The sequence below is a fragment of the Streptococcus pneumoniae genome (assembly GCA_040719455.1).
GTDB lineage: Bacteria > Bacillota > Bacilli > Lactobacillales > Streptococcaceae > Streptococcus > Streptococcus pneumoniae_G.
This window is the reverse complement of sequence record JBFDTN010000001.1, coordinates 141,152-165,115: the sequence shown is the minus strand read 5'-3', so window position 1 is coordinate 165,115 and position 23,964 is coordinate 141,152. Positions and strand designations below refer to the sequence as shown.

At 42.3% G+C, this 23,964-nt stretch carries 12 protein-coding genes; 1 reads left to right on the top strand and 11 read right to left on the bottom strand.

Annotated features, from left to right (window positions below):
• Positions 1–219: 219 nt before the first annotated feature.
• The 9 genes from AB1I63_00730 to mnmE all read right to left on the bottom strand — a co-directional run bounded on the left by AB1I63_00730 (position 220) and on the right by mnmE (position 11,692).
• On the bottom strand, positions 220–414 hold the full coding sequence (locus tag AB1I63_00730) for a DUF3272 family protein (protein ID MEW4353420.1): 195 nt from the start codon (positions 412–414) through the stop codon (positions 220–222).
• 30 nt (positions 415–444) lie between these two features.
• Positions 445–2,118, bottom strand: a complete 1,674-nt coding sequence (dnaX, locus tag AB1I63_00725) for a DNA polymerase III subunit gamma/tau (protein MEW4353419.1) — start codon at positions 2,116–2,118, stop codon at positions 445–447.
• On the bottom strand, positions 2,118–2,615 hold the full coding sequence (locus tag AB1I63_00720; GenBank protein MEW4353418.1) for a GAF domain-containing protein: 498 nt from the start codon (positions 2,613–2,615) through the stop codon (positions 2,118–2,120). The genes dnaX and AB1I63_00720 overlap by 1 nt, the downstream gene beginning before the upstream one ends.
• A 105-nt stretch (positions 2,616–2,720) precedes the next feature.
• Entirely contained in the window at positions 2,721–4,097 is a 1,377-nt protein-coding gene (gene ftsY / locus AB1I63_00715) for a signal recognition particle-docking protein FtsY (protein MEW4353417.1), read from the bottom strand.
• Position 4,098: 1 nt separating this feature from the next.
• Positions 4,099–4,917 (bottom strand): Cof-type HAD-IIB family hydrolase, encoded by an 819-nt coding sequence (locus AB1I63_00710; GenBank protein ID MEW4353416.1) that lies wholly within the window; start codon positions 4,915–4,917, stop codon positions 4,099–4,101.
• Positions 4,917–5,711, bottom strand: coding sequence for an HAD family hydrolase (locus AB1I63_00705; protein MEW4353415.1), 795 nt, complete (start codon positions 5,709–5,711; stop codon positions 4,917–4,919). The genes AB1I63_00710 and AB1I63_00705 overlap by 1 nt, the downstream gene beginning before the upstream one ends.
• A 1-nt stretch (position 5,712) precedes the next feature.
• The gene (gene smc, locus AB1I63_00700; protein ID MEW4353414.1) at positions 5,713–9,246 is read right to left on the bottom strand and encodes a chromosome segregation protein SMC; all 3,534 of its coding nucleotides are present in this window, start codon (positions 9,244–9,246) and stop codon (positions 5,713–5,715) included.
• On the bottom strand, positions 9,237–9,935 hold the full coding sequence (rnc, locus tag AB1I63_00695) for a ribonuclease III (protein MEW4353413.1): 699 nt from the start codon (positions 9,933–9,935) through the stop codon (positions 9,237–9,239). The genes smc and rnc overlap by 10 nt, the downstream gene beginning before the upstream one ends.
• Before the next feature lie 383 nt (positions 9,936–10,318).
• On the bottom strand, positions 10,319–11,692 hold the full coding sequence (gene mnmE / locus AB1I63_00690) for a tRNA uridine-5-carboxymethylaminomethyl(34) synthesis GTPase MnmE (protein MEW4353412.1): 1,374 nt from the start codon (positions 11,690–11,692) through the stop codon (positions 10,319–10,321).
• Between the two features lie 231 nt (positions 11,693–11,923).
• Here mnmE and AB1I63_00685 point away from each other — a divergent pair, with 231 nt between their 5' ends.
• Complete coding sequence (locus AB1I63_00685) at positions 11,924–13,183, top strand: ISL3 family transposase (protein MEW4353411.1); 1,260 nt, start codon at positions 11,924–11,926, stop codon at positions 13,181–13,183.
• A gap of 93 nt (positions 13,184–13,276) precedes the next feature.
• Here the strand turns inward: AB1I63_00685 and AB1I63_00680 are convergent, their stop codons facing one another.
• Together AB1I63_00680 and AB1I63_00675 are read right to left on the bottom strand one after the other, a co-directional pair.
• Entirely contained in the window at positions 13,277–13,462 is a 186-nt protein-coding gene (locus tag AB1I63_00680; GenBank protein MEW4353410.1) for a hypothetical protein, read from the bottom strand.
• Positions 13,463–13,483: 21 nt separating this feature from the next.
• A complete protein-coding gene (locus AB1I63_00675; protein ID MEW4353409.1) occupies positions 13,484–23,284 on the bottom strand; it encodes a MucBP domain-containing protein in 9,801 nt (3,266 codons plus the stop codon).
• Positions 23,285–23,964 lie beyond the last annotated feature (680 nt).

Sequence of the window (23,964 nt, the reverse complement as noted above, 5' to 3'; positions counted from 1 at the left end):
TGAGAATTGTGAAAGATTGGAAATAGAGCTAGCGAAGACAAGTTCGCTAGCTCCTTCTCATAGAATATTGATTTATCAACGTTTTGGATAAGTTGATCACAACTTTCTGTTCTCGTAAATAGCTCCACTGATGCATTGAACCCAGCGACAAGACTGCGTCAAACTGTTCAAACTGTAAAAATAAAGAAGTTGGGTACTTTTGTCCCAACCTCGACTTCATTATTTCTTCTTTTGAATATGGCGATCGATACTCATCATGATTTTTCCCATCACATAGCTGACTTGGAGATTGCGAGCTACCAAAAAGCCCCAAAATCCAGCCATCAAATAGCGTTCTGTCATCATAGCTTGGTTGAAAAAATAAGTTTCAATAGCTGTAAAAATCGCCATTGTGATTATTTGTCCCTTGTTCATTGATTGTCTAACAAAGGAGTTCCCCTCCTTCTAATCCTCCTGAACTGTAATTTTTTCGGCAAGAAATTCAAAGCCATCTGGAATCAAACTTTCTTCCTGTTTTTCTGGCGTATCCACCTCACCTTGTTTTTTACTTCTTGCCTTAGCTGAGAATTCTGCCCGAATCTGAGTCCAGTCTTCCATAGACAAGGCTAAGATATCTGGAGAAAAGCCAGCTGCTCGACTGAGAAGATTGCCAAACATGGTGTTGAGATTGTCTCGTTTCATAGTCTGCTCGGCATTAAAGGCAGACTCAAAGGCTAGGATAGCATGGCGTTCATTGGCAGCCACAGGCAGAGAGCCAACGAGCAAAGCCTTATCTGCTCCTCCTAAGTTCTCGATGATTTCTCCCCAAGACTCTTGTAGGCGTATGAGATTTTGCCGAGCCAAGTCTGGATTTTCCACAGCCTCTTGCAAAATAGCATGAACCTTGGCGCGATCGACTCGGTATCCCTTGCTGGCTTTGGAAGAAGCTGGAAGTGGAGCTGGTTTCTTCACCACTTGTCCTGCTGCTAATTGCGACAATTCCTGTTTGAGACTAGCCACTTCTTGGCGAAGCTGAGCAAGCTCATCGTGCAAATGAGTCGAATCAAGACTAGAAGTTGCTTCTTTTGCCAGCTTCATGGTCATCATCTCTGTATAAATCTTTGGCTGCAAACTTGCCTTAATCTCTCCCAGACTTTCAGTCGCTTGATCAATCATGCTGAAAATCCGCTCTTGAGGGGCTGAGAGATTTTCCTGAAATAAGCTACTCATGTGAGTATTTTCACCACCTGTCTGGACAATCAGCAAGTCTCTCAGATACTGAAGCAAATCCGTCACAAAGCGAGCCATATTTTTCCCACTGTCAAAGATGACATTGAGCTGCTCAAGAGCTTTCTGAGTATCATGCGCAAAAAGAGCGGCAACATAAGTGTCTAAGGCGCCTAAGCTGATAGAACCTGTCATTTCTTCAGCAATGCCAACGCTCAAGCTCTCTCCCTGTGCAAGGCTCAGTGCCTGATCCAAAATGGAGAGGGCATCACGCATCCCGCCTTCTGCCCTTCTCGCAATCAAAGCCAGAGCTTCTCGCTCAAATGCCAAGTTCTCTTTCTTTAAAATACCAGCCAAATGCTCTTCAATCGCCTTTGTTTGAATCGATTTAAACTCAAACCGTTGCACGCGCGACAAAATCGTTGCGGGAATCTTATGCAACTCTGTCGTAGCAAGGATAAAGACCACATTTTCCGTTGGCTCTTCAAGAGTTTTAAGCAGCGCATTGAACGCTCCTGTGGAGAGCATGTGAACCTCATCAATGATATAGACCTTGTGCTTTGCGATACTGGGAGCATAGGTTGATTTATCACGAATATCACGGATTTCATCAACTCCGTTATTAGAAGCGGCATCAATTTCAATGACATCTTCGAGACTCCCTTCAGTAATGGATTTACAAATATAACATTCGTTGCAAGGCTCGCCCCCCACTTGGTTAGGGCAGTTCATGGCTTTCGCAAAAATCTTTGCTGCACTGGTCTTTCCAGTCCCACGAGGTCCTGAAAAGAGATAGGCATGGCTAATCTTGCCCTGCTCCACAGCCTGCTTTAAGGTCCTTGCAATGACATCTTGCCCCACCATTTGCCCAAAGGTCTGGCTACGGTACTTGCGATAAAGGGCTTGATACATTAGCGATTTTCTCCAAACATTGAAAAGTCCCAGTTTGTTTTCTCAAGTAAAATCGCTACAAAACGTTCCAAGTAAGCTTGGTCAAGCTCATCATAATCAGCAACGACATGGGAATCAAGATCTAAAACTCCAATGAGCTGACCATCTTTCACCATTGGCACGACAATTTCACTACGGGCTGCACTGTCACATGCGATATAATTGGCATGTTCACGGACATCAGGGACAATCATGGTCTCCTCTTTTTCTGCAACTTCTCCGCAAACCCCTTTTCCTAGAGGAATATGGACGCAGGACACCCCACCTTGGAAAGGTCCAAGTAGTAATTCAACTCCGTCATACAAATAAAAACCTGTAAATACAGAATTAGGAAGAGCCTGTTTTAAAAGCGCACTTGCATTGGATAAATTTGGCAAGGGATTGGTCTCGCCTTCCAACAAGGCTTCTAATTGAGCGACTAATAATTCATAATTGGATTGTTTTTCTCTTTGTTTCATGAGTCTATTATAGCAAAAATTCGGATGATGAGGGAACTTTCTGCATGATTTTCTAAAGAAATCAAAAAACTCTCTTTTCCATATCGAAAAAGAGAGTCTCTCTAGCTAGATTAGACCTTCTAATAAGCCTTTCATAAAGTTTTCTGAGCTAAATTCACCGATGTCATCCATCTTCTCGCCAAAACCGATGAGCTTGACAGGAATATCCAACTCCTCACGAATTGCAAGAACAACACCCCCACGCGCAGTTCCATCAATCTTGGTTAAGACGATTCCTGTGAGCGGTGTGATTTTTGAAAATTCCTTTGCCTGAACAAGAGCATTTTGTCCTGTTGAAGCGTCCAGTGCGAGGAAGGTTTCATGCGGAGCTGTCTCATCACTTCGCTTGATGATCCGTCCAATCTTCTCTAACTCTGCCATGAGATTGTCCTTATTTTGCAAGCGTCCTGCGGTGTCAATCAAGAGAATATCCACATTTTCTTCCTTGGCACGCTCCATGCCATCATAGACGACACTAGCTGGATCTGATTTCTCAGGACCTGTCACCACGGGGACACCCACTCGATTGCCCCACTCAACTAACTGCGCCACAGCTCCTGCACGGAAGGTATCTGCTGCAACAAGCATGACTTTATTGCCTTCTGCCTTGTATTTATAAGCTAATTTTCCAATAGAAGTCGTTTTCCCAACGCCATTGACACCAACAAACAGCATGACTGTCAATCCGTCTTTTAGCTGAATTTTTTCATTGTAAGTGCCATCTTTTTCATAGAGCTCGACCAACTTTTCAATGATGACCTGACGAAGCACCTCTGGTTTTTTGGCATTTTCCAAGCGAGCCTCGTAGCGCAATTCTTCGGTCAAGGTAGACGCGACCTGCACCCCAACGTCACTGGTGATAAGGAGTTCTTCCAACTCCTCAAAGAATTCCTCATCGACCGTTCGAAAATTGGCAAAGAAGGCGTTGAGCTTCGCCCCAAATCCTTTGCGAGTTTTGCGTAAACTGCGCTCGTACTTGTCTTGAACAGTCTCTGACTCTGCCTCCACTACTGGCACTGGCTCAGCTGTTGTTTCTTCTACGACTGCAGGTTTTGAGGCGTATTCCACACGAGCTTTCGCAATGCGAGCCTGTAAATCCGCATAGTAATCCTCAAGGTCAGAGTTTTGAGAAGAGTCTGTTTTTGGCTGCGTGTCTTGATTTTCTGTGCGGTCTGCAAGGATTTCAGGTTCAGAAGAAATTTCCTCCGTCATATTGCCATCTTGCTCATCCAAACTTTCTAGTTCACTTATTTCTGAGGATTCCTGACTTGTTGGCACTTCTTTCATACTGTCAGACGAGTCTTGATTGGTGATTTCTTCATTGTGCGGAGTCATGTCTCCTTCTAGGCTTTTAAGTGCTTCTTCAGCGACCACTTCCTCAGGTAAGACTTCTTCAGCTGGTTCTTCTTTTTTTCTGCCAAATAGGCGGTCAAATAAGCCCATGCTACACCTCCTTTAGTACATACTCTTCAATCGCCCAAGCCACGGCATCTTGGTCATTGGTCATAGGGGTTGTTACTTTGGCTACTGCCCTGACTTCTTCTACGGCATTTCCCATGGCAACACCTAGCCCTGCCCACTCAATCATGGACAAATCATTTGCCTCATCACCGCAAGCCATGACTTGAGTTCGTTCAAGTCCTAGATGAGCAATCAACTTCTCCAAGCCATTTGCCTTATGGACATTCTTTGGCGACCATTCTAAGAGAATATCCCGTGATTTGAAAATCTCGTATTTGTCAAACAAGTCTTTCGAAATCTTTTCAATCCCTGCGTCAAGAATCTCTGGCGTATATGCCGTCACACACTTGTTATAGGTTTGTTGACTTGAAAGGTCGGAAAAATCAACAGATTCAAAATTCAAAGTTGGGTTGCAAGTCCCGTAAAGCGACTCTTGGTCAGCCTTGATTTGATAAACAGTACCGTCTGAGATAGCATCTAAAGGCAGACCTAGTTTATCTGTCTCTTCAAAAATGCGTGCCACATCATCATAAGAAAAGACGGTCTTATCCAAGATTTCTCCAGTATTTCTCTGCACCAAACCACCATTAAAGGTGATTGTGTACTCATCTTCTTGATCAGCCAAGCCCAACTCTGTCAAGAAAAATTCCATCGCCTTGAGCGGACGCCCTGTTGTCAGTACAATCTTCACACCTTTTTCTCGTGCTGCTCTTAGCGCAGCGAGATTTCGCTCAGAAATCTTTTTCTCTGAATTGAGCAAGGTACCATCTAAATCCAAGGCAATCAATCGAATATCTGCCATCATAATCCCTCCATATACGTCATGACCGACTGGGCATCGTGGTGCCCAATCACTTCTTTTGCCAGCTCTAAAATCTCTGGTCGTGCATTTTCAGGGGCAATGGGATTGCCCACAACCTGCATCATGTGGTAATCATTGAGGTTATCCCCAAAAGCCATCACCTGCTCTAAGGAAATGCCTAGCGCATCAGCCAGCGCCACAATCGCTACCCCCTTATCCACCTGTTCAAGGACAATATCAATCGAAGCATAGCCTGTCGTCATCGCCTTGACACCTGTCACATGCTCATTGACCCAGTTTTCCCCAGCTACTACCGTCTCTTTGGTAAAATTCGTGGTGAATTTGAAAATATCGTCACGAATATCTGCCAAACTTGCCACAGTCTGAATATTTTCATTGTAATGTCTGCTAAAAGCTAGATAGGTCGGATCAACCGTCTCTAGGACATAGCAGCCTTTTCTACCTGTTAATAAGAGCTGGTTCACATCCACATACGGACATTCTTTGAGCTTCTCAAACGTCGCTAGGTAAAAATCCTTGGGCATGGTTGCCTCATACAAGGTCTTACCTTGATATTCCACAACACTGCCATTTTCAGCAATAAAAATAATCTCCTCTCGCACCTCTTCAAAGAGTTTTTCCAAAGACAAGAGCCCGCGTCCACTAGCAACTGCAAAGCGCATGTCTTTTTCTTTGAAGCGTGCGAGTACATCTTTTAAGCGCTCCAAATCAAACTGCCCCTTACTGTCTAAGAAGGTGCCGTCCATATCTGTTGCGACTAATTTTATATCCATACTACATACTTTCTAAATCTTTCAATTTTACAGAGACGATTTTTGACACGCCTGATTCCTGCATGGTCACTCCGTAAATCGAGTCCGCAGCTGCCATGGTTCCCTTACGGTGGGTCACCACGATAAACTGGCTTTCCTTGTCAAAGCGATTGAGGTAATCTCCAAAACGCTTGACATTGGCTTCATCTAAAGCTGCCTCTACCTCATCCAAAATCACAAAAGGAATAGTCTTGATCCGAATGATGGAAAAGAGTAGCGCCAAAGCAGATAAGGCTTTTTCACCCCCACTCATGAGATTGAGCGATTGGATTTTCTTGCCTGGTGGCTGCACGGAAATTTCTACCCCGGCATGGAGCAAGTCCTGATCTGTCAAAATCAAGTCTGCCCGACCACCGCCAAACATCTGCTTAAAGGTCACTTGAAAGGACTCACGAATGGCTTCAAATGTAGCTTTAAAGCGCTCTTTGACCTCGTCATTCATCTCTTCAATCGTCTCCATCAAAAGCGCCTTGGCAGACAAGACATCTTCTTTTTGGGTATTGAGGAATGTGAGGCGACCGCTCACTTCTTCAAACTGCGCAATCGCATCCACATTAACAGGACCTAATCGGCGAATCTGACCTTCTAAGTCCTTGACCTCTTGCACTGCCGCTTCCAGATTGTCCAAGTGTCTTGCGACTTGATTTGCTTCTTCAAAACTTTGGGCATAATCTTCGTTCAAACTCGTGTGAAGCCTGCGAAGTTGTTCAACCACCTTTTCCTTTTCAGCTTCGCTTTTAGCTTGGGCACGAATGAAGCTATCATTTTGGCTACGAATCTGCTCAAACCGTGCACCCAAGTCCTCTAGCTGACCTTCCAAGTCCTCTCGTTCAAAGCCTAAGCGAATGGTTCGTTGCTTAATGGCTATTTCTTCTTGCTGAGCGGTTTCTAACTGCTCTGCCAAGACAGCTATATCAATCTTGAGATTCCCTTTCTCCCGCTCTTTAAGGGCATGAGTCAAACTGTCCTTATCGCCTTGATAGCTGGCTAAATCCTCATCCAATCGTGCTAAATCTGCTTCTTCATACCGCTCTTGGCTGCGCAAGTCTGCTATCTCAATTCGAACACTTGATAAGGCTTGCTCCAGCTTTTCCAGACGTTCCTCCACAGCATGCTTATCGGTCTTTACTTGCTGAATGTTTGTCTCAATAGCAGTTTTTTCAGTTTGAATCTCCTGCAAGCGTCTCTCTAGCTTTTCCTTGTCGCAAGCAAGGTCTTGTGCCCTATCTGGACGCAAATCCTTTTCTCGCAAGCCAAGTAAGGTTGTTAATTCTTCCACCTGCTGCCGAGCTTGCTCATAAGCCATTTTCGACTTTTGCTCTGCGAGCCTTGCTTCTTCACCACTTGATTTGATAGTCTCTAACAAATCAGTCGCTTGCGTAAGCGCAATATGTAAACTCTCCACCGCTTGCTCTTTATCTGCTAGTTGCTTTTGAGCTATCTCAATCTCCGCCTGCAAAGCATCCATTTCAGGCTTGATAAAGATGGTCTGCTGATTCCTGTTTGCCCCACCTGCATAGGAACCACCTGTCCGCAATTCTGTCCCATCTAAGGTCACCATACGCACTTGGTAGTGAACCTGTGCAGCTGCTGCTTTTGCATGCTCAATCGTATCAAAAATCGCAGTTGTTCCTAAAAGGTTTTGAAAAATGCTGGATAAACGTTCCTCAAAACTCACCAATTCACTCGCTAAGCCAAGAAATCCTTGACTGGAGCGGATCTTCATCTCTTGATGTTCCGCTAGGCTACGCGGTTTAATGGTCGTTAAAGGCAAGAAAGTCGCCCGACCAGCACGATTTTTCTTCAGAAAATCAATCGCCCGCGTCGCTCCCAGCTCGTCTTCTACGATAATATGCTGGCTGCTTGCACCCATTGCAATCTCAAGCGCTGTTTGGTAGCGTCTATCAAAGGTCAAATGCTCACTAACCGCCCCAATAATACCGCCTAAGCGCTCTTTTTCTTGGAGTACACTTTTCACTCCAGCGTAAAAGTTGCTATGATTTTTCAAGATGGCTTCTAAACTATTCAAGCGTGCTTGCTTCCCTTTCAAAGCATCCATCTGATCAAACATCGCCTGTTGCTCTTTTTGATAGAGCACTTTTTTCTGCTCTAAGGTCTGGAGCTGTTCTTTATAGTCAGCTAAGAGTTTTTGCAGGGCATCCGTCGCTGTCGCCAAGTCTTCTGTCGCCGTTTTCTCTTCTGACTGCGCTTTTTTGAGACTGTCTTGCAGCTGCCGCCACTCGTCTTGCTTACTCGCCGATTCTTTCAAGTCATGCTCCATTTGACTAGATAGAGCCGTCAAGCTATTAGAAACCTCTGCTTCTTCCTGCATGAGAGTGACAAAACGCTCACGCAACTGCTCGATGATTTGGTCAGGATTTTCTGAAAAGGTCGCTTTTTCTGCTTCTAGTTGAACGAGCTTGGCTTTTACATCTGTCAAATCCTGACGAATGCTTGCTAAGCGCTCTTCTTTTTCTCTTCTTGCTTTCTTGGTATGCTCTTCTTTTTCCGCTAAGGCCGCTAAGCGCTCTTCTAATTCTTTGCGATTTGTCGCAGCTTGGCTACTCTCTAGCTCCGCCACTTCAATCTGCCGCTTTAAATCACTAATCAAGCGGGTCAATTCTAACAAGCTAGCCTGATCATCAGCTATCTTAGCCTGGAGTTGCTGGCGCTCTGCTTTGAGCCGCTGATTTTCCTCTTCCAGATTCTCACGCTTTTGGTAGTATTGTGCCAAATCCTCTTGGAGCTTTACCAATTCCTCTTCCACGGCTTGATGACGCTCTTTGTAATCCTTGATTTGTGCAATCAAGACATCCAAATAGAGAGCCTTTCTTTGACCATCTAGGTCTAAAAATCGCTGAGCCGTTTCTGCCTGCTTTTCCAAGGGCTTCACTTGGCTATCCAACTCATAGATGATGTCTTCTAAGCGGTCTAAATTATCCTGCGTTTGAGTGAGCTTTGCCTCCGTCTCTTTACGGCGGGTCTTGTATTTTAAAACACCGGCTGCCTCTTCAAAAATCGCACGACGTTCCTCAGGCTTACTGTTAAAAATCTCCTCGACTTTTCCTTGAGAAATAATGGAAAAGCTATCACGCCCCAAGCCCGTATCCATAAATAAATCATGAATATCTCGCAGACGAACCTTTTTCCCATCAATCTTATACTCACTATCCCCATTGCGATAGATGTGGCGCTCCACTCGAATCTCAGAAGCCGCATCCTTGATAAATTGGTCTTGATTGTCCAGCACCACGGTGACAGAGGCATAGTTGAGCGGTTTGCGATTTTCGGTCCCTGCAAAGATGACATCTGGCATCTTGCCTCCGCGAAGGCTCTTGACACTTGATTCCCCCAGTGCCCAGCGCAGGCTCTCCGTGATATTGGATTTGCCAGAGCCGTTGGGTCCGACCACAGCTGTCACGCCACGGTCAAAGACCACCTTGGTCTTATCCGCAAAGGATTTAAAGCCCTGAATTTCAATTTCCTTTAAGAACATCCGCCCAATCCTTTCTCGACTGCATTTCGGGCAGCTTCCTGCTCAGCCATTTTCTTTGAGCGCCCTTGACCTTGACCGACTTTTTTCTGATTGACCAAGACTGCTACTTCAAATTCCTTAGCATGAGCTGGACCAAATTCCTTGGTCACTTGATAGTGAATATCGACATCTCCATTGACCTGTAACAGCTCTTGGAGCTTGGTCTTGTAATCCGTCACCTGCTCAAAATCCCCTGACTCGACCTTTGGAATGACCACTTGGTAGAGAAAAGCCTTGACAGCCTCCACTCCCTTATCCAATAACAAGGCTCCCAAAAAGGCTTCAAACAAATCGCCCAAAATCGTATTGCGATTTCGACCGCCAGATTTCTCTTCGCCCTTGCCTAGCTTGATAAACGTATCAAACTGACAATCCCTTGCAAATCCTGCCAAGCTCTCCTCACGCACAATCATCGAGCGGAGCTTCGACAAATCACCCTCAGGCTTATGCGGATAGGCATGGTAAAGATATTCTGAAATCAAGAGTTGCAGAACAGCGTCTCCTAAAAATTCCAAGCGTTCATTGTGTGAAATTTTTAAGAGGCGGTGTTCATTGGCGTAGCTGGTATGGGTAAAGGCTGTTTCAAGCAAACTCACATCTTGAAAAGAAATCCCAAGTCGCTCCTCTAGTGTATGTTGTAGTGCTTTCATTGTCCTGTCCTTTCAATGTCAATAGTCTTATTATACCACAAAGAGAAAAGGAGAACAAAATGTTCCCTACTTACAGATTAAACTAGAAAAAGGGAGTGGGACTCAATCGTGATTTCGAAGAAATCGATTTTCCTCACTCCCTTGTTTCTAAGTTCGGGCTAAACTAATCCACTGGATTAGTTTACTCCCACCCCCGCAAGGTTGACTAGCTTTCACAATTGAGAATTGTGAAAGGTTGGAAATAGGGCTAGCGAAGAGCAATTCGCTAGCTCCTTCTAATAAAACGTTGATTTATCAACGTTCTACAAATCAGACAAGACTGCGTCAAACAGTTAAATCTATGAAACGTAATGAAGTCGGAACTTTTGTCCCAAACCCTAAGGTTATTTTCCAAGGCAAAATTGACTAAAGAGCTGGGTAATCAACTCATCTGGTGCTGCGTCCCCTGTGATTTCTCCTAAAATTTCCCATGTTCTAGTCAAATCCACCTGCACCAAATCAACAGGCATGCCCATATCAAGCCCTTGATTAACCGCTTCTAAACTCTCAATCGCCTGCTCAATCAAGGAAATATGACGAGCATTAGACAAGTAAGTCGCATCCTGCTCTACTAAACCAGCATTTTCAAAGAAAAGAGCGTTGATTTTTTCCTCGATTTGGTCAATATTTTGGTTCTTAAGCACCGAAATCTCAATCACATCCTCTGGTAATTCTTCTCGCTCGATCTGACTTTCTAAGTCCATCTTATTGAGCAAGACAATACGATTGCTAGCCTCGCTAATCTCAAGAAGCTGCCTGTCTTGTACTGTCAATGGCTCACTAGCATTTAAGACCAAAAGTACCAAATCTGCCTCTTGAAGAGCTTTTCTCGAGCGCTCCACTCCTATCTTTTCCACCACATCGTCAGTCTCACGAATCCCTGCTGTATCAATCAACTTGAGCGGAACACCTTTGATATTGACATATTCTTCAATCACATCACGTGTTGTTCCTTCAATATCTGTGACAATCGCCTTGTCTTCTCGCAAGAGATTGTTTAACAGACTGGATTTTCCAACATTAGGACGACCGATAATGGCTGTCGAGATCCCTTCACGCAAGATTTTTCCACGCTTCGCCGTGGCTAGTAAACTCCGCAAGAGCCCTTCAAAATCTGCTGTCTTTTCCCGTAAGAGCTTGGTGGTCAATTCTTCCACATCATCATACTCAGGATAGTCGATATTGACCTCAACCTGCGCCAAGGTATTTAAAATCTCCTGCCGTGTATCATTGATGAGGGTAGATAAGGAGCCGTCTAGCTGCTTAACCGCAATATTCATCGCCTTATCAGTCTTTGCACGAATCAAGTCCATAATCGCCTCAGCCTGCGTTAAATCCACACGACCATTTAAAAAGGCACGCTTGGTAAACTCACCTGGCTCTGCCATCCTGGCACCCTCACGAATCGCCAACTGCAGGATTTCATTGGTCACGGCAATACCACCGTGCGTATTGATCTCAATCACATCCTCACGCGTAAAGGTCTTAGGAGAACGCATCGCTCCCACCATGACTTCATCTAAAACCTGATGAGTTCGAGTATCGACAATATGCCCATAATTCAAAGAATGACTAGGAACGCTCTCCAAATCCTTACCTTTAAACATCTTTTGGGCAATCTTAAAACTATCTGTCCCAGACAAGCGCACAATCCCAATCGCCCCCTCTCCCAGTGGCGTCGAAATGGCGACAATCGTGTCAAATTCTTTCGTAATCATCTCACTTCTCCTTGCTTGATTCTTTCTTACATACCTTTCTAGTGTACCATTATCTGCGCTAAATGTCTGTGTCCTAGTTTGATTTTTATATAAAAACTCCTGAAAATAGGCTCTATAATTTCTGTAGTGGGTAACTTCCACTGAAGAGATTATAGGGCTTTTTCAGTGTAGAAAAAAAGTCCCATATAATCTATAATGAAAAGCGACGAAACTCACATTAGAAAGAATCATATGGAACGACTTAATAATACCACAAATCTTATCGGAATTAAAGATAAAAATATCACCATCACTTCTGCTTACAAGGTTAAATCCCATATCCTCCTTCAAGCAACCTTAGATTATCCTGCTCCTCCTTGTCCTCACTGCCAAGGAAAGATGATAAAGTATGACTTCCAACGAGAATCCTCTATTCCTATTCTCGATCTTCAAGGATTTCCTACTCTTCTAAAACTGAGAAAACGCCGCTTTAAATGCAAGTGTTGTCTACGTGTATCTGTTTCTCAAACGCCTCTCGTCAAGAAACATCATCAAATTTCTCAACCTGTCTGGGATAAAATCACTCAACTACATACGGAAAAACTAACGAACTCTGATATTGCTAGAAAACTTCATATCTCTGTCTCTGTTGTACAGAGAAAACTGAATCAATTCTCCTTCAAGGAACAGTTCTCACAATTACCTAAAATCCTCTCTTGGGATGAATTCTCACGCAATAAGGGGAAGCTGGCATTTATCGCTCAGGATTTTCAAACCAAAAAGATTATCACTATTCTTGAGAACAATCGGCAAACAACCATTAAAAACTACTTCCTCAAATACACGAGAGAGATGAGAGAAAACGTCAAAATCGTAACTGTAGATATGTCTGGTAACTACATTCCTATCATTAAATTCTTATTCCCGAAAGCAAAGATTGTTCTGGATCGTTTTCATATTATTCAGCACCTGAGCCGAGCTATGATGGCTACTCGGATTGCCATTATGAAGAACCATGACAGGGGCTCCCTTCCTTATCGAGCTATGAAACATCATTGGAGAATCCTCCAAAAGGACAGCCGAAAACTCTCTAACAAACTCTTTTATTCTCGAACCTTTAGGCAAACCTTAACCCCTAGAGAAGTAGTTCAAAAAACCTTAGACTTGTCAGAGGAACTAAGGCACTATTATGACCTTTATCAACTCTTGATGTTCCATTTTCAAGAGAAGAACAGTGAGGCTTTCTTCGGACTGATAGAAGACTATTTACCTACTGTGAATTCTACTTTCAGAACAGTCTTTACAACCTTTCTCAAATACAGACAATACATTACCAATGCACTTGAATTACCTTATTCAAACGCTAAGCTAGAAGCTACTAACAAACTTATCAAAGACATCAAACGACAAGCTTTCGGTTTCCGAAACTTCAAAAACTTTAAAACAAAAATTCTCATCGCTTTAAATATACAAAAAGAGAGAACCAATCTGATTCTCTCTCGTATGGGATAATACTTCACCCACTACAGTTGACAAAGTGCCTGAAAATAGTACTCAACATATACAAAAAACCAGCATCTTCTTACGAAGATACTGGTTTTCTGATTAATGACTCGCCTTAGCTGCTTCTTGCTTGCGGCGTCTTTCTGGATGACGCCAATATCTACGACCGCAAATACTACTGCAGAAAGTTGTGCGCTTATCCAAGTTTCCTTGAATGGTGGTTACAATACGACCACAGTGTTTGCAAGTAAAGCGACGAGCTTTCTTAAATTGACTGGACGTTTCCATCAGAATCTAGCCTTTGAAGAATTATTCTTCGTTTTCTGATTTCTTCTTCATTGCTGCAAGAAGAGCTGTCAATCCAAGAGCTGCTGCACCGTACACTAATCCGCTTTGGCTAGCTGCATCACCTGTATTTGGCAAGCTTTCGCCGTTCTTCATGTACATTGGTACAGTTTCCTTAGCTGGTTTACCTGGCTCAGCAGGGTTACCTGGTTGTCCTGGCATACCTGGGGTAGGGTTGCCTGGTTGTCCTGGCATATCTGGAGTAGGGTTACCTGGCTTGTCATCATTTGGTTTTGGATCTTCTGTCACTTTCAACTTGTAGATGTAAGTAACATTTGTATTACCTTTTGTAACTTTACCAGTTTCAGAGTCACCATCTTTCACTTTCACAAGTTCGTAAACATTACCATCTTTATCAGTGATTGTCTTAGGAATTTCCTTACCATTTTCGTTGGTGTTGTATGGAGTTCCAATTGGTGATTTCGGTGTATCAACTGTTGGATCCTTGATTTCTTCACCTTTTTCATTCACATAGTGAACGGTAACTGTTCCTGCTGGAACATAAGGTACTGGAGTATCTTTCTTAGGATCTACTGGTTTTGGTGGCTCATATCCCTTAGTTGGATCGTTTGGATCTTTTGGCTTCAATGGTGAAGTTGGATCTTGTGGATCTACTGGGATATATCCATCTACATCTGGCAATGGTGGGTTGTTTGTTGGATCCTCTGGAGTTTCATCATATGGTACAGTTGGGATATCTTTACCAGTTTCAGGAATTGTTGGTTTCAACGGATCTTTAGGATCTGTTGGGTTAGATGGATCCACTGGGATGTAAGGGATGTACTTGTTAGGTGTTTCAGTTGGTGGAGGTGTAGTTGGTTTCAACTTGTAGATGTAAGTAACATCTGTGTTACCTTGTTCTACTTCACCAGTTGGTTTGTCACCGTCTTTCACTTTCACAAGTTCGTAGACTTTACCATCTTCAGTAGTGATTTCCTTAGGAATCTCTTCACCATTTTCGTTCGTGTCGTACTTAGTTCCAACTGGTGATTTCGGTGTATCAACTGTTGGATCTTTGATCACGTCACCATCTTCGTTCACGTAGTGAACTGTAACTGTTCCTGCTGGTACGTATGGTACTGGCGTTTCTTTTGGATCAGTTGGTGTTGGTGGGATATAACCTTTCGTTGGATCGTTTGGATCTACTGGTTTAAGTGGTGTGTTATTTGGATCGTTTGGATCAAGCGGCACATAACCGTCTACATCTGGCAAGCGTGGATCGTCTGATGGATCGTTTGGATTTTCATCGTATGGACGAGTTGGAATTTCTTTACCAGTGTTTGGATCGATTGGATCATGTGGATCTGTTGGATCGTTCGGATTAGAAGGATCTACTGGGATGAATGGAATGTACTTGCCTGGCTCTTCTGTTGGAGGAGTCGTTGGAGCTTCCTTCACTTCACGGTAAACGTAAACAACAGTCTTATCTGCACCACCTACAACGTCACCAGTAACATCATCTGAAGTTGTCAAGTGACCGTCTTCATCAACTTTACCTGCTTTGTAATCACCTGCTGGTACAAGCTCATATACTTTACCATCTTTACCAACAATCTTACCTGGGCGGTTGTCTACTTTTGTATCGTAGTCTTTACCTTCTGGTTGGTTACGCTCATCATAGACTTCATCTTTGATTTCATCACCATTTTCGTTTACATACTTAACGATAACATTTCCTGCTTTAACGTAAACTACTGGAGTTTCTTTAGGATCTGTTGGTGTTGGTGGGATGTAACCTTTCGTTGGATCGTTTGGATCTACTGGTTTAAGTGGCTCTTTACCATCTGGATCGTTTGGATCTACTGGTACATAGCCTGGTACATTTGGCAAGCGTGGATCATCGTATGGATTTTCCGGAGTTTCATCATAAGGAACTGTTGGGATGTCGATACCTGGTTTTGGATCTTTTGGATCTGGATTTTCAGGATCGTTTGGTACGTAAGGAATGTACTTACCTGGTTCCTCAGTTGGAGGAGTCGTTGGAGCTTCCTTCACTTCACGGTAAACGTAAACAACAGTCTTATCTGCACCACCTACAACGTCACCAGTAACATCATCTGAAGTTGTCAAGTGACCGTCTTCATCAACTTTACCTGCTTTGTAATCACCTGCTGGTACAAGCTCATATACTTTACCATCTTTACCAACAATCTTACCTGGGCGGTTGTCTACTTTTGTATCGTAGTCTTTACCTTCTGGTTGGTTACGCTCATCATAGACTTCATCTTTGATTTCATCACCATTTTCGTTTACATACTTAACGATAACATTTCCTGCTTTAACGTAAACTACTGGAGTTTCTTTAGGATCTGTTGGTGTTGGTGGGATGTAACCTTTCGTTGGATCGTTTGGATCTACTGGTTTAAGTGGCTCTTTACCATCTGGATCGTTTGGATCTACTGGTACATAGCCTGGTACATTTGGCAAGCGTGGATCATCGTATGGATTTTCCGGAGTTTCATCATAAGGAACTGTTGGGATGTCGATACCTGGTTTTGGATCTTTTGGATCTGGATTTTCAGGATCGTTTGGTACGTAAGGAATGTACTTACCTGGTTCCTCAGTTGGAGGAGTCGTTGGAGCTTCCTTCACTTCACGGTAAACGTAAACAACAGTCTTATCTGCACCACCTACAACGTCACCAGTAACATCATCTGAAGTTGTCAAGTGACCGTCTTCATCAACTTTACCTGCTTTGTAATCACCTGCTGGTACAAGCTCATATACTTTACCATCTTTACCAACAATCTTACCTGGGCGGTTGTCTACTTTTGTATCGTAGTCTTTACCTTCTGGTTGGTTACGCTCATCATAGACTTCATCTTTGATTTCATCACCATTTTCGTTTACATACTTAACGATAACATTTCCTGCTTTAACGTAAACTACTGGAGTTTCTTTAGGATCTGTTGGTGTTGGTGGGATGTAACCTTTCGTTGGATCGTTTGGATCTACTGGTTTAAGTGGCTCTTTACCATCTGGATCGTTTGGATCTACTGGTACATAGCCTGGTACATTTGGCAAGCGTGGATCATCGTATGGATTTTCCGGAGTTTCATCATAAGGAACTGTTGGGATGTCGATACCTGGTTTTGGATCTTTTGGATCTGGATTTTCAGGATCGTTTGGTACGTAAGGAATGTACTTACCTGGTTCCTCAGTTGGAGGAGTCGTTGGAGCTTCCTTCACTTCACGGTAAACGTAAACAACAGTCTTATCTTCACCACCTACAACGTCACCAGTAACATCATCTGAAGTTGTCAAGTGACCGTCTTTATCTACCTCACCAACTGGATATTTGTCTGCTGGTACAAGCTCATATACTTTACCATCTTTACCAACAATCTTACCTGGGCGGTTGTCTACTTTTGTATCGTAGTCTTTACCTTCTGGTTGGTTACGCTCATCATAGACTTCATCTTTGATTTCATCACCATTTTCGTTTACATACTTAACGATAACATTTCCTGCTTTAACGTAAACTACTGGAGTTTCTTTAGGATCTGTTGGTGTTGGTGGGATGTAACCTTTCGTTGGATCGTTTGGATCTACCGGTTTAAGTGGCTCTTTACCATCTGGATCGTTTGGATCTACTGGTACATAGCCTGGTACATTTGGCAAGCGTGGATCATCGTATGGATTTTCCGGAGTTTCATCATAAGGAACTGTTGGGATGTCGATACCTGGTTTTGGATCTTTTGGATCTGGATTTTCAGGATCGTTTGGTACGTAAGGGATGTACTTGCCTGGCTCTTCTGTTGGAGGAGTTTCTGGTTTCAACTTGTAGACATAAGTGATTTCTTTAGTCTTATCAGATACAACCTCACCGCTAACAGCGTCTGTTGTTGTCAAGTGACCAACTTCATCAACTTTACCTGCTTTGTAATCACCTGCTGGTACAAGCTCATACACTTTACCATCTTTAGTAGTAATTGTTGATGGACGAAGAGTTGTTGTAGTTGTGTCGTACTCAGTACCTTCTTTAGCGTCTTTCTTCGCAACTTGATCGTCTGCAAGTGTGTTACCAGCTTCGTCTACATAGTGAACGATAACTGATCCAGCTTTCTTGTACACATAAGTTACAGTGCTTACGCCTTCTTTAACTTTACCATCTTCTGGGTCTGAACCTTCTTTTGGTTCTTCTTTAGATAGATAGTAAACAGTTGTTGGATTTTCAGGATCGTTTGGATTTGGAACTTCAATCTTCTCATCACGCTTATCAATTGTATTGTAAGGTGTGTCTACTGGTGAATTTGGAGTATCCTCTACCGGTTTCTTGATCTCATTACCTTCTTCGTCTTCGTATTTAACGACTACTGAACCCTTAGGTGCTTCTGGTTTTGGTGTTGGATCTTCTTCTGGTGTTTCACGTTTCTTGTACTCGTATTGGATTACTTGTGCTTCTTCCGTTACTTTACCATCTTGTGGTGATGATCCTTCTTTAAGTTTTGGAGTACCGTCTGGGTTTTTCACCAAGTCGTAAAGGTTACCATCTTTGTCTGTCAAGACTACTGGTGGTGTATCGCCGTATGGTGTATCTACTGGTGTGTCTTTTTCTTTGACAACAGTATCTTTTTCAACTGATGGATCTTCGTAAAGACGATCTTCTGTTCCTTCTACGAAGTATTGAGCGGATACTTCACCACCTGGTTTAACCGGATCTGGAGTTGGTGTTGGTGGAACTTCTTCTTTAAGTTTGTAAACATAGATAACGTTTGTAGTTCCTTCAACAACATCACCTGATTCTTTAGCTGTTACGATGTTCTTATCGTCAGTCTTAACGATTTCTTTACCGCCAACTGTATTTGAATCAGATACACGTACCAATTCATAAGTTTTACCATCGAAAGTGATTTCTTTTGGTTTTTCAAGTGAAGTTTCTTTAGTATCGTATTTTGAACCTACTTTACCATCTGTTGTATCTTTGTATGAAGATTGGATGACAACACCCTCTTCATTTACATAGTGAACAACAACTGAACCTACTGGATCTGGAGTTGGTTTTGGATCTTCTTCTGGTGTTTCACGTTTCTTGTACTCGTATTGGATTACTTGTGCTTCTTCCGTTACTTTACCGTCTTGTGGTGATGATCCTTCTTTAAGTTTTGGAGTACCGTCTGGGTTTTTCACCAAGTCATAGATATCTGTTCCATCTGTCAAGACTGCTGGAGGAGTATCTTTGTACTCTGTTCCTACTGGTGTGTCTTTTTCTTTGACAACTGTGTCTTCTTGAACAGCTGGATCTTCGTAAAGACGAGTTTCTGTTCCTTCTACGAAGTATTGAGCGGATACTTCACCACCTGGTTTAACTGGATCCGGAGTTGGTGTTGGTGGAACTTCTTCTTTAAGTTTGTAAACATAGATAACGTTTGTAGTTCCTTCAACAACATCACCTGATTCTTTAGCTGTTACGATGTTCTTATCGTCAGTCTTAACGATTTCTTTACCGCCAACTGTATTTGAATCAGATACACGTACCAATTCATAAGTTTTACCATCGAAAGTGATTTCTTTTGGTTTTTCAAGTGAAGTTTCTTTAGTATCGTATTTTGAACCTACTTTACCATCTGTTGTATCTTTGTATGAAGATTGGATGACAACACCCTCTTCATTTACATAGTGAACAACAACTGAACCTACTGGATCTGGAGTTGGTTTTGGATCTTCTTCTGGTGTTTCACGTTTCTTGTACTCGTATTGGATTACTTGTGCTTCTTCCGTTACTTTACCGTCTTGTGGTGATGATCCTTCTTTAAGTTTTGGAGTACCGTCTGGGTTTTTCACCAAGTCGTAAAGGTTACCATCTTTGTCTGTCAAGACTACTGGTGGTGTATCACCGTATGGTGTATCTACTGGTGTGTCTTTTTCTTTGACAACAGTATCTTTTTCAACTGATGGATCTTCGTAAAGACGAGTTGCAGTACCTTCTACGAAGTATTGAGCTGTTACCTCTCCACCTGGTGTAGCTGGATCTGTTGGCTCTTCAGGTTTAACTGTTTCTGGTGTTTTTTCAGAATATACATAGACAACGTGAGTTGTTCCTTCGACAACAGTACCACCAGATGTTGGTGAGAAGAAGACTTTATTTACAGCGTCAGTAGTGACAACTGTGTTATCTCCAACTTTTGGAGTTGCAGAAACTTCTTTGAACTCGTATGTCTTACCACCGAAAGTGATTTCATCTGGTTTTTCTAGTTTATCATCTGCTGCATTAAAGTCAGTACCAACTGCTCCATCAGTTGTATCATTGTAAACAGACTTAATCACTTCACCAGCTTCGTTTACATAGTGAACAACAACTGATCCTTTAGGTGCTTCTGGTTGTGGCTCTTCTTTAAGTTTGTAGACATATGTTACAGTCTTAGTTGTTTCAGTAACATCGCCGACAACTGCATCTGAACCTACCAAGTGGTTGTTGTTATCAACTACACGGTCGCCATAAGTATCTGCTGGAGCAAGGACGTAAGTCTTGTCACCAACTTTGATTTCTTTTGGTTTCAATGCTTCTGTTGTAGAATCATATCTATCACCAACTGGTTGGTCTTTAGCAACGTCTTGTTGAGTTCCAAGTGGGTTACCTTCTGTATCGATGTAGTTAACCACTACTGAACCTTTTTTAACTGGTTCTTCTGGTTTCACTTCCTCATCATACACGTAGATAACATGAGTTGTTCCTGGAACGATGTTACCAGTTTGTCCACCTACGACGTTTGTAGGGTTAGTTGTTACAACCGTTGTACCACCAACAGTATTTGTAGTTGATACTTCTTTGAAGTTGTAAGTTACACCGTCTTTAGTGATTGTATTTGGTTTTTCATCTGCAGATTCTTTATTGTCTGCTGCATCGTAACGAGTGTCAATATCACCTTCAGTGATGTCTTTGACTTCTTCTTTGATGACTTGACCTTTGGTGTTTACATAGTGAATCACAACAGATCCGACTGGTTTGTAAACGTAGACAATGTTTTGGGTACCTTCGATGATATCACCAGTTTCAGAAGTTGTTACATTTTCAGTCGCAATTGTCTTATCGCCAACTTTACCAGTTGTTGATGTTTCAACTTTCTTGTAAACAACACCGTCTTTTTCAATCTTTTCTGGTTTTTCAGGATTTGTAACTGTATATTTTTCACCTACTGGTTTGTCATCAGAATTGTGGTGGTTTGGTAGAAGTTCGTTACCTTTTGTATCTACATAGTGAAGAATTACGTCACCAGTTGGGTTTGTAACTTCACGGTATACGTAAGTAACAGTCTTAGTACCAACTTCAACTGTACCAGTTGTTGGAGCTGATGATTTCAAGTGACCATTAGCATCTACTGGACCTACTTTATAGTCAGTATCGCTAGCAGGTACAATTTCATAAAGTTTGCCGTCTGCTGTACGGATAACATCTAGCTTACGATCTACATCTGTGTTGTAAGGAGTATTTACATCTGCATTTCTCTCATCATCAACTTGAGCCTTGAGTTCCTTACCGTTTACATCAACGTATGTAACGACAACATTACCAGTTACAGCTTTTGGTGTGTATTCATACTTAACAGTTTGGTCGTCTTTCTTAACCTCACCTTTTTCTGGGTCTGAATCAGCTTTCACACCTACGTATTCGTACACTGTACCATCTGCTGCACGGATCGCTTGTGGACGTCCTACTGTGGCATCATACTCATGGTAAAGAGCTTGGTCTTTTTCAATGTCATCTGTACCATCTGTTGTATCAAGAGTTGGAACAAATTTACCATCTACGATTGTACCGATAGTACCAGCCAAGATAGTACCGTTCTTTTCTGGATGTTCTGTATCTCCTGTGATGTAGTATTCACGGTAAACATTACCCATACCAACTGAACCACGGATACTTGCAGCGTCTCCCCATGTTTGTGTACCAACTGGTGCTACAACATTTTTAAGGATACCACCGTAAGATAGATCTTCCTTGATAACTCCGACTTTACCTTGACGGCTATGGAAGAAGAGATCTCCATTCGCATCAACCGCAAGTCCCCCTGTCGTTGCAGCATTTTCTTTCTGAGCTGCTGCCGTTGCTGCCGCTATTTCTTCTGGTGAGTTACCACCTGTATTAATAGTTGTAACGTCTGTTACGATTGGAATCGCATTTGATAACGTACCATTGTGAGCAGCATATTTATTATTTTGAGACGCTGCTGCATCAAACGCAGCTTTATTTTCTTCGTAAACAAAGTAGTTAGACGTGTTGAACTGGTTCAAAATCAACTTGAAGTTACCATCTGTATCGAAGGCAATATCGTTACCAACTACATAGCTTTCTCCAGCTGCGTTAAAGTATGTTTCACTTGTATCAAACTTACCTGATTTCATAAGACCAGTATCAATGTAACCAGCATTTTCCACTTTACCAGTCGCTGGGTCAAATGACCACATACGGAAGTAAAGGTCAAATGTGCCATTGTCTCTTGCAGCTTTATAAGCAGCATCATCACGTGGTGCTACTTGTGAGAAAGCAGGATCAGACTTAAGCGTCAAAGTACCAAAGTAGTATTTACCATCTTTAGGATTAACTGCACCGGCTGTCCAAGCATTGGTTTTCATAACCGCCATACCGTCAGCCCAGTCATTTGAGTTACTTGCAAGACTCCATTTTTGAGTCTCTGTATCGTAACTATAAATTCCGTTGATAGTAGTACGGTCATCAACATTGATGTTTGACGTAATCCCTAGAGCATAGGCATGGCGACCATCATTTGACAAACCTAGAGCATTGATTACTTTATAACCAGCACGTTTACCAGCTGCTGAGTCTACAAATCCTTGATCAGTTGATAATTTTTCAAGGTGTTCATAGAGAGTACCACCACTTACAAAGTCATCTTTAGAAACAGGAACAATGTTACCTGTTTTAGTGTCGATTTCATAAATAGTAGTTACTTTATCTGTATCAGATTGCCCACCGTTAACCGTACCAGATTTTTGGACATAGAAGACGCCCTCTTTGTTACTGAAACGATTTAATTGCGTAAAGCCAGTTGTATCTAAAACTTCATCCGCATTTGGAGTTTCCGCACGGAAACCTGTTCCAGTTGGAATTGGTTGACCTTCTTTAGGGAAAGATTCAGCACGTTTTTGTGCACGTTTTGCTTCTTTTGAGATGAGTTCCAAAGCAGCAGCATCAGTCGCTTCGTTCAAGCGAGCGATGTAGCTAGCTTTCAACTCTTCTGAAAGAAGAGAGTAAGCGTTGATTGCTTCCACTTCTTGAGCTTTTGCTGCTGTCAACGTGTCTTTTGGTGCAGATACTTCTGGAGTTGCAGCTTCAGATGCTGCTTCTGAAGTCGCAGCTGTTGTTGCAGAAGTTGTTGGCGCAACTGCTGCTGGTGCAGGTGTAGTTGCCACTTCTGAAGTCGCTACTGCTGGAGCAGCTGATGCAACAGCAGAGCTTGCTGTTGATGTTGCTGGAGCAGTTGATGCAGCAGTAGAGTTCGCTGTTGAAGTTTCCTCTACTTTTGGTGCAGCACTTTCTGTGCTTGCTGTTGTTGATGTAGCTTCAGATGCTGCTTCTGAAGCTGGAGCAGTTTCTGCTACGGTAGACTCAGCTGTCGTCGCAGCAGGCGTTGTAACTTCTGCCACAGCTTTCTCATCAGTAGATGATACTTCTGTAGAAGCAGGTACAACTTGATCAGCTTTCGCTTGGTCTACGCTGGCTACGATTGCCGTTCCCAAAAGGACCGAGCAGGCACCAATCGTAAACTTACGAATTGAAAATCGCTGTTGTTTTTTGAAAAACATGTGTTCCTCCTGATTTCTGTATTTCCATGTAACTTTGTACAGGTTAATATAGGAGTCTAGTTAACCTATCTCTAGTTTTATAGAAACCTATGTTGATAATTATACCGAACTATTCTCTTTTGGTCAAGAAATAACACTCATTTTTCCGACTATTTATAGCGGTTTTTTAGCTACCCCCCTTTTTTTAAATCTTTTCATCTTGTGCAATCATTTGTATATTATTCATGTATATTTATTGTAGTTTTTTACTGAGAAATATATCCAAAATCACCTGTTTTTTGTCTATTTTTAGGCATTCTGTCTAATTTTCAGCTGATTTTTGCCTAAAATTTCTATATTTTTAATAAACTTCATTTTGAATAAACAAGCCTTTATAGCTTTTGCATTATAGGGAATCTTAAAATTATACACTTTTCCTAATTGTGACTATTTTTTATCTGTTGATTCACTCCATTTACTTACCTAAAAAATATATTCTTAATATCGCTCGAAGAACTTCTCTCCTCATTCCAAATACTTGCCTATGATCATCACCTGATATGTATCACATTGGGTAATAAAAAACCAAGCTTAACTTTGGCTTGGTTTTCATACTTAATTTATCAATGTTTTCTTGTATTGATATATAGAACGTTTTCCAGTTGTGACTTAATAGCTCACTATCTTCATACTCCTCAAAT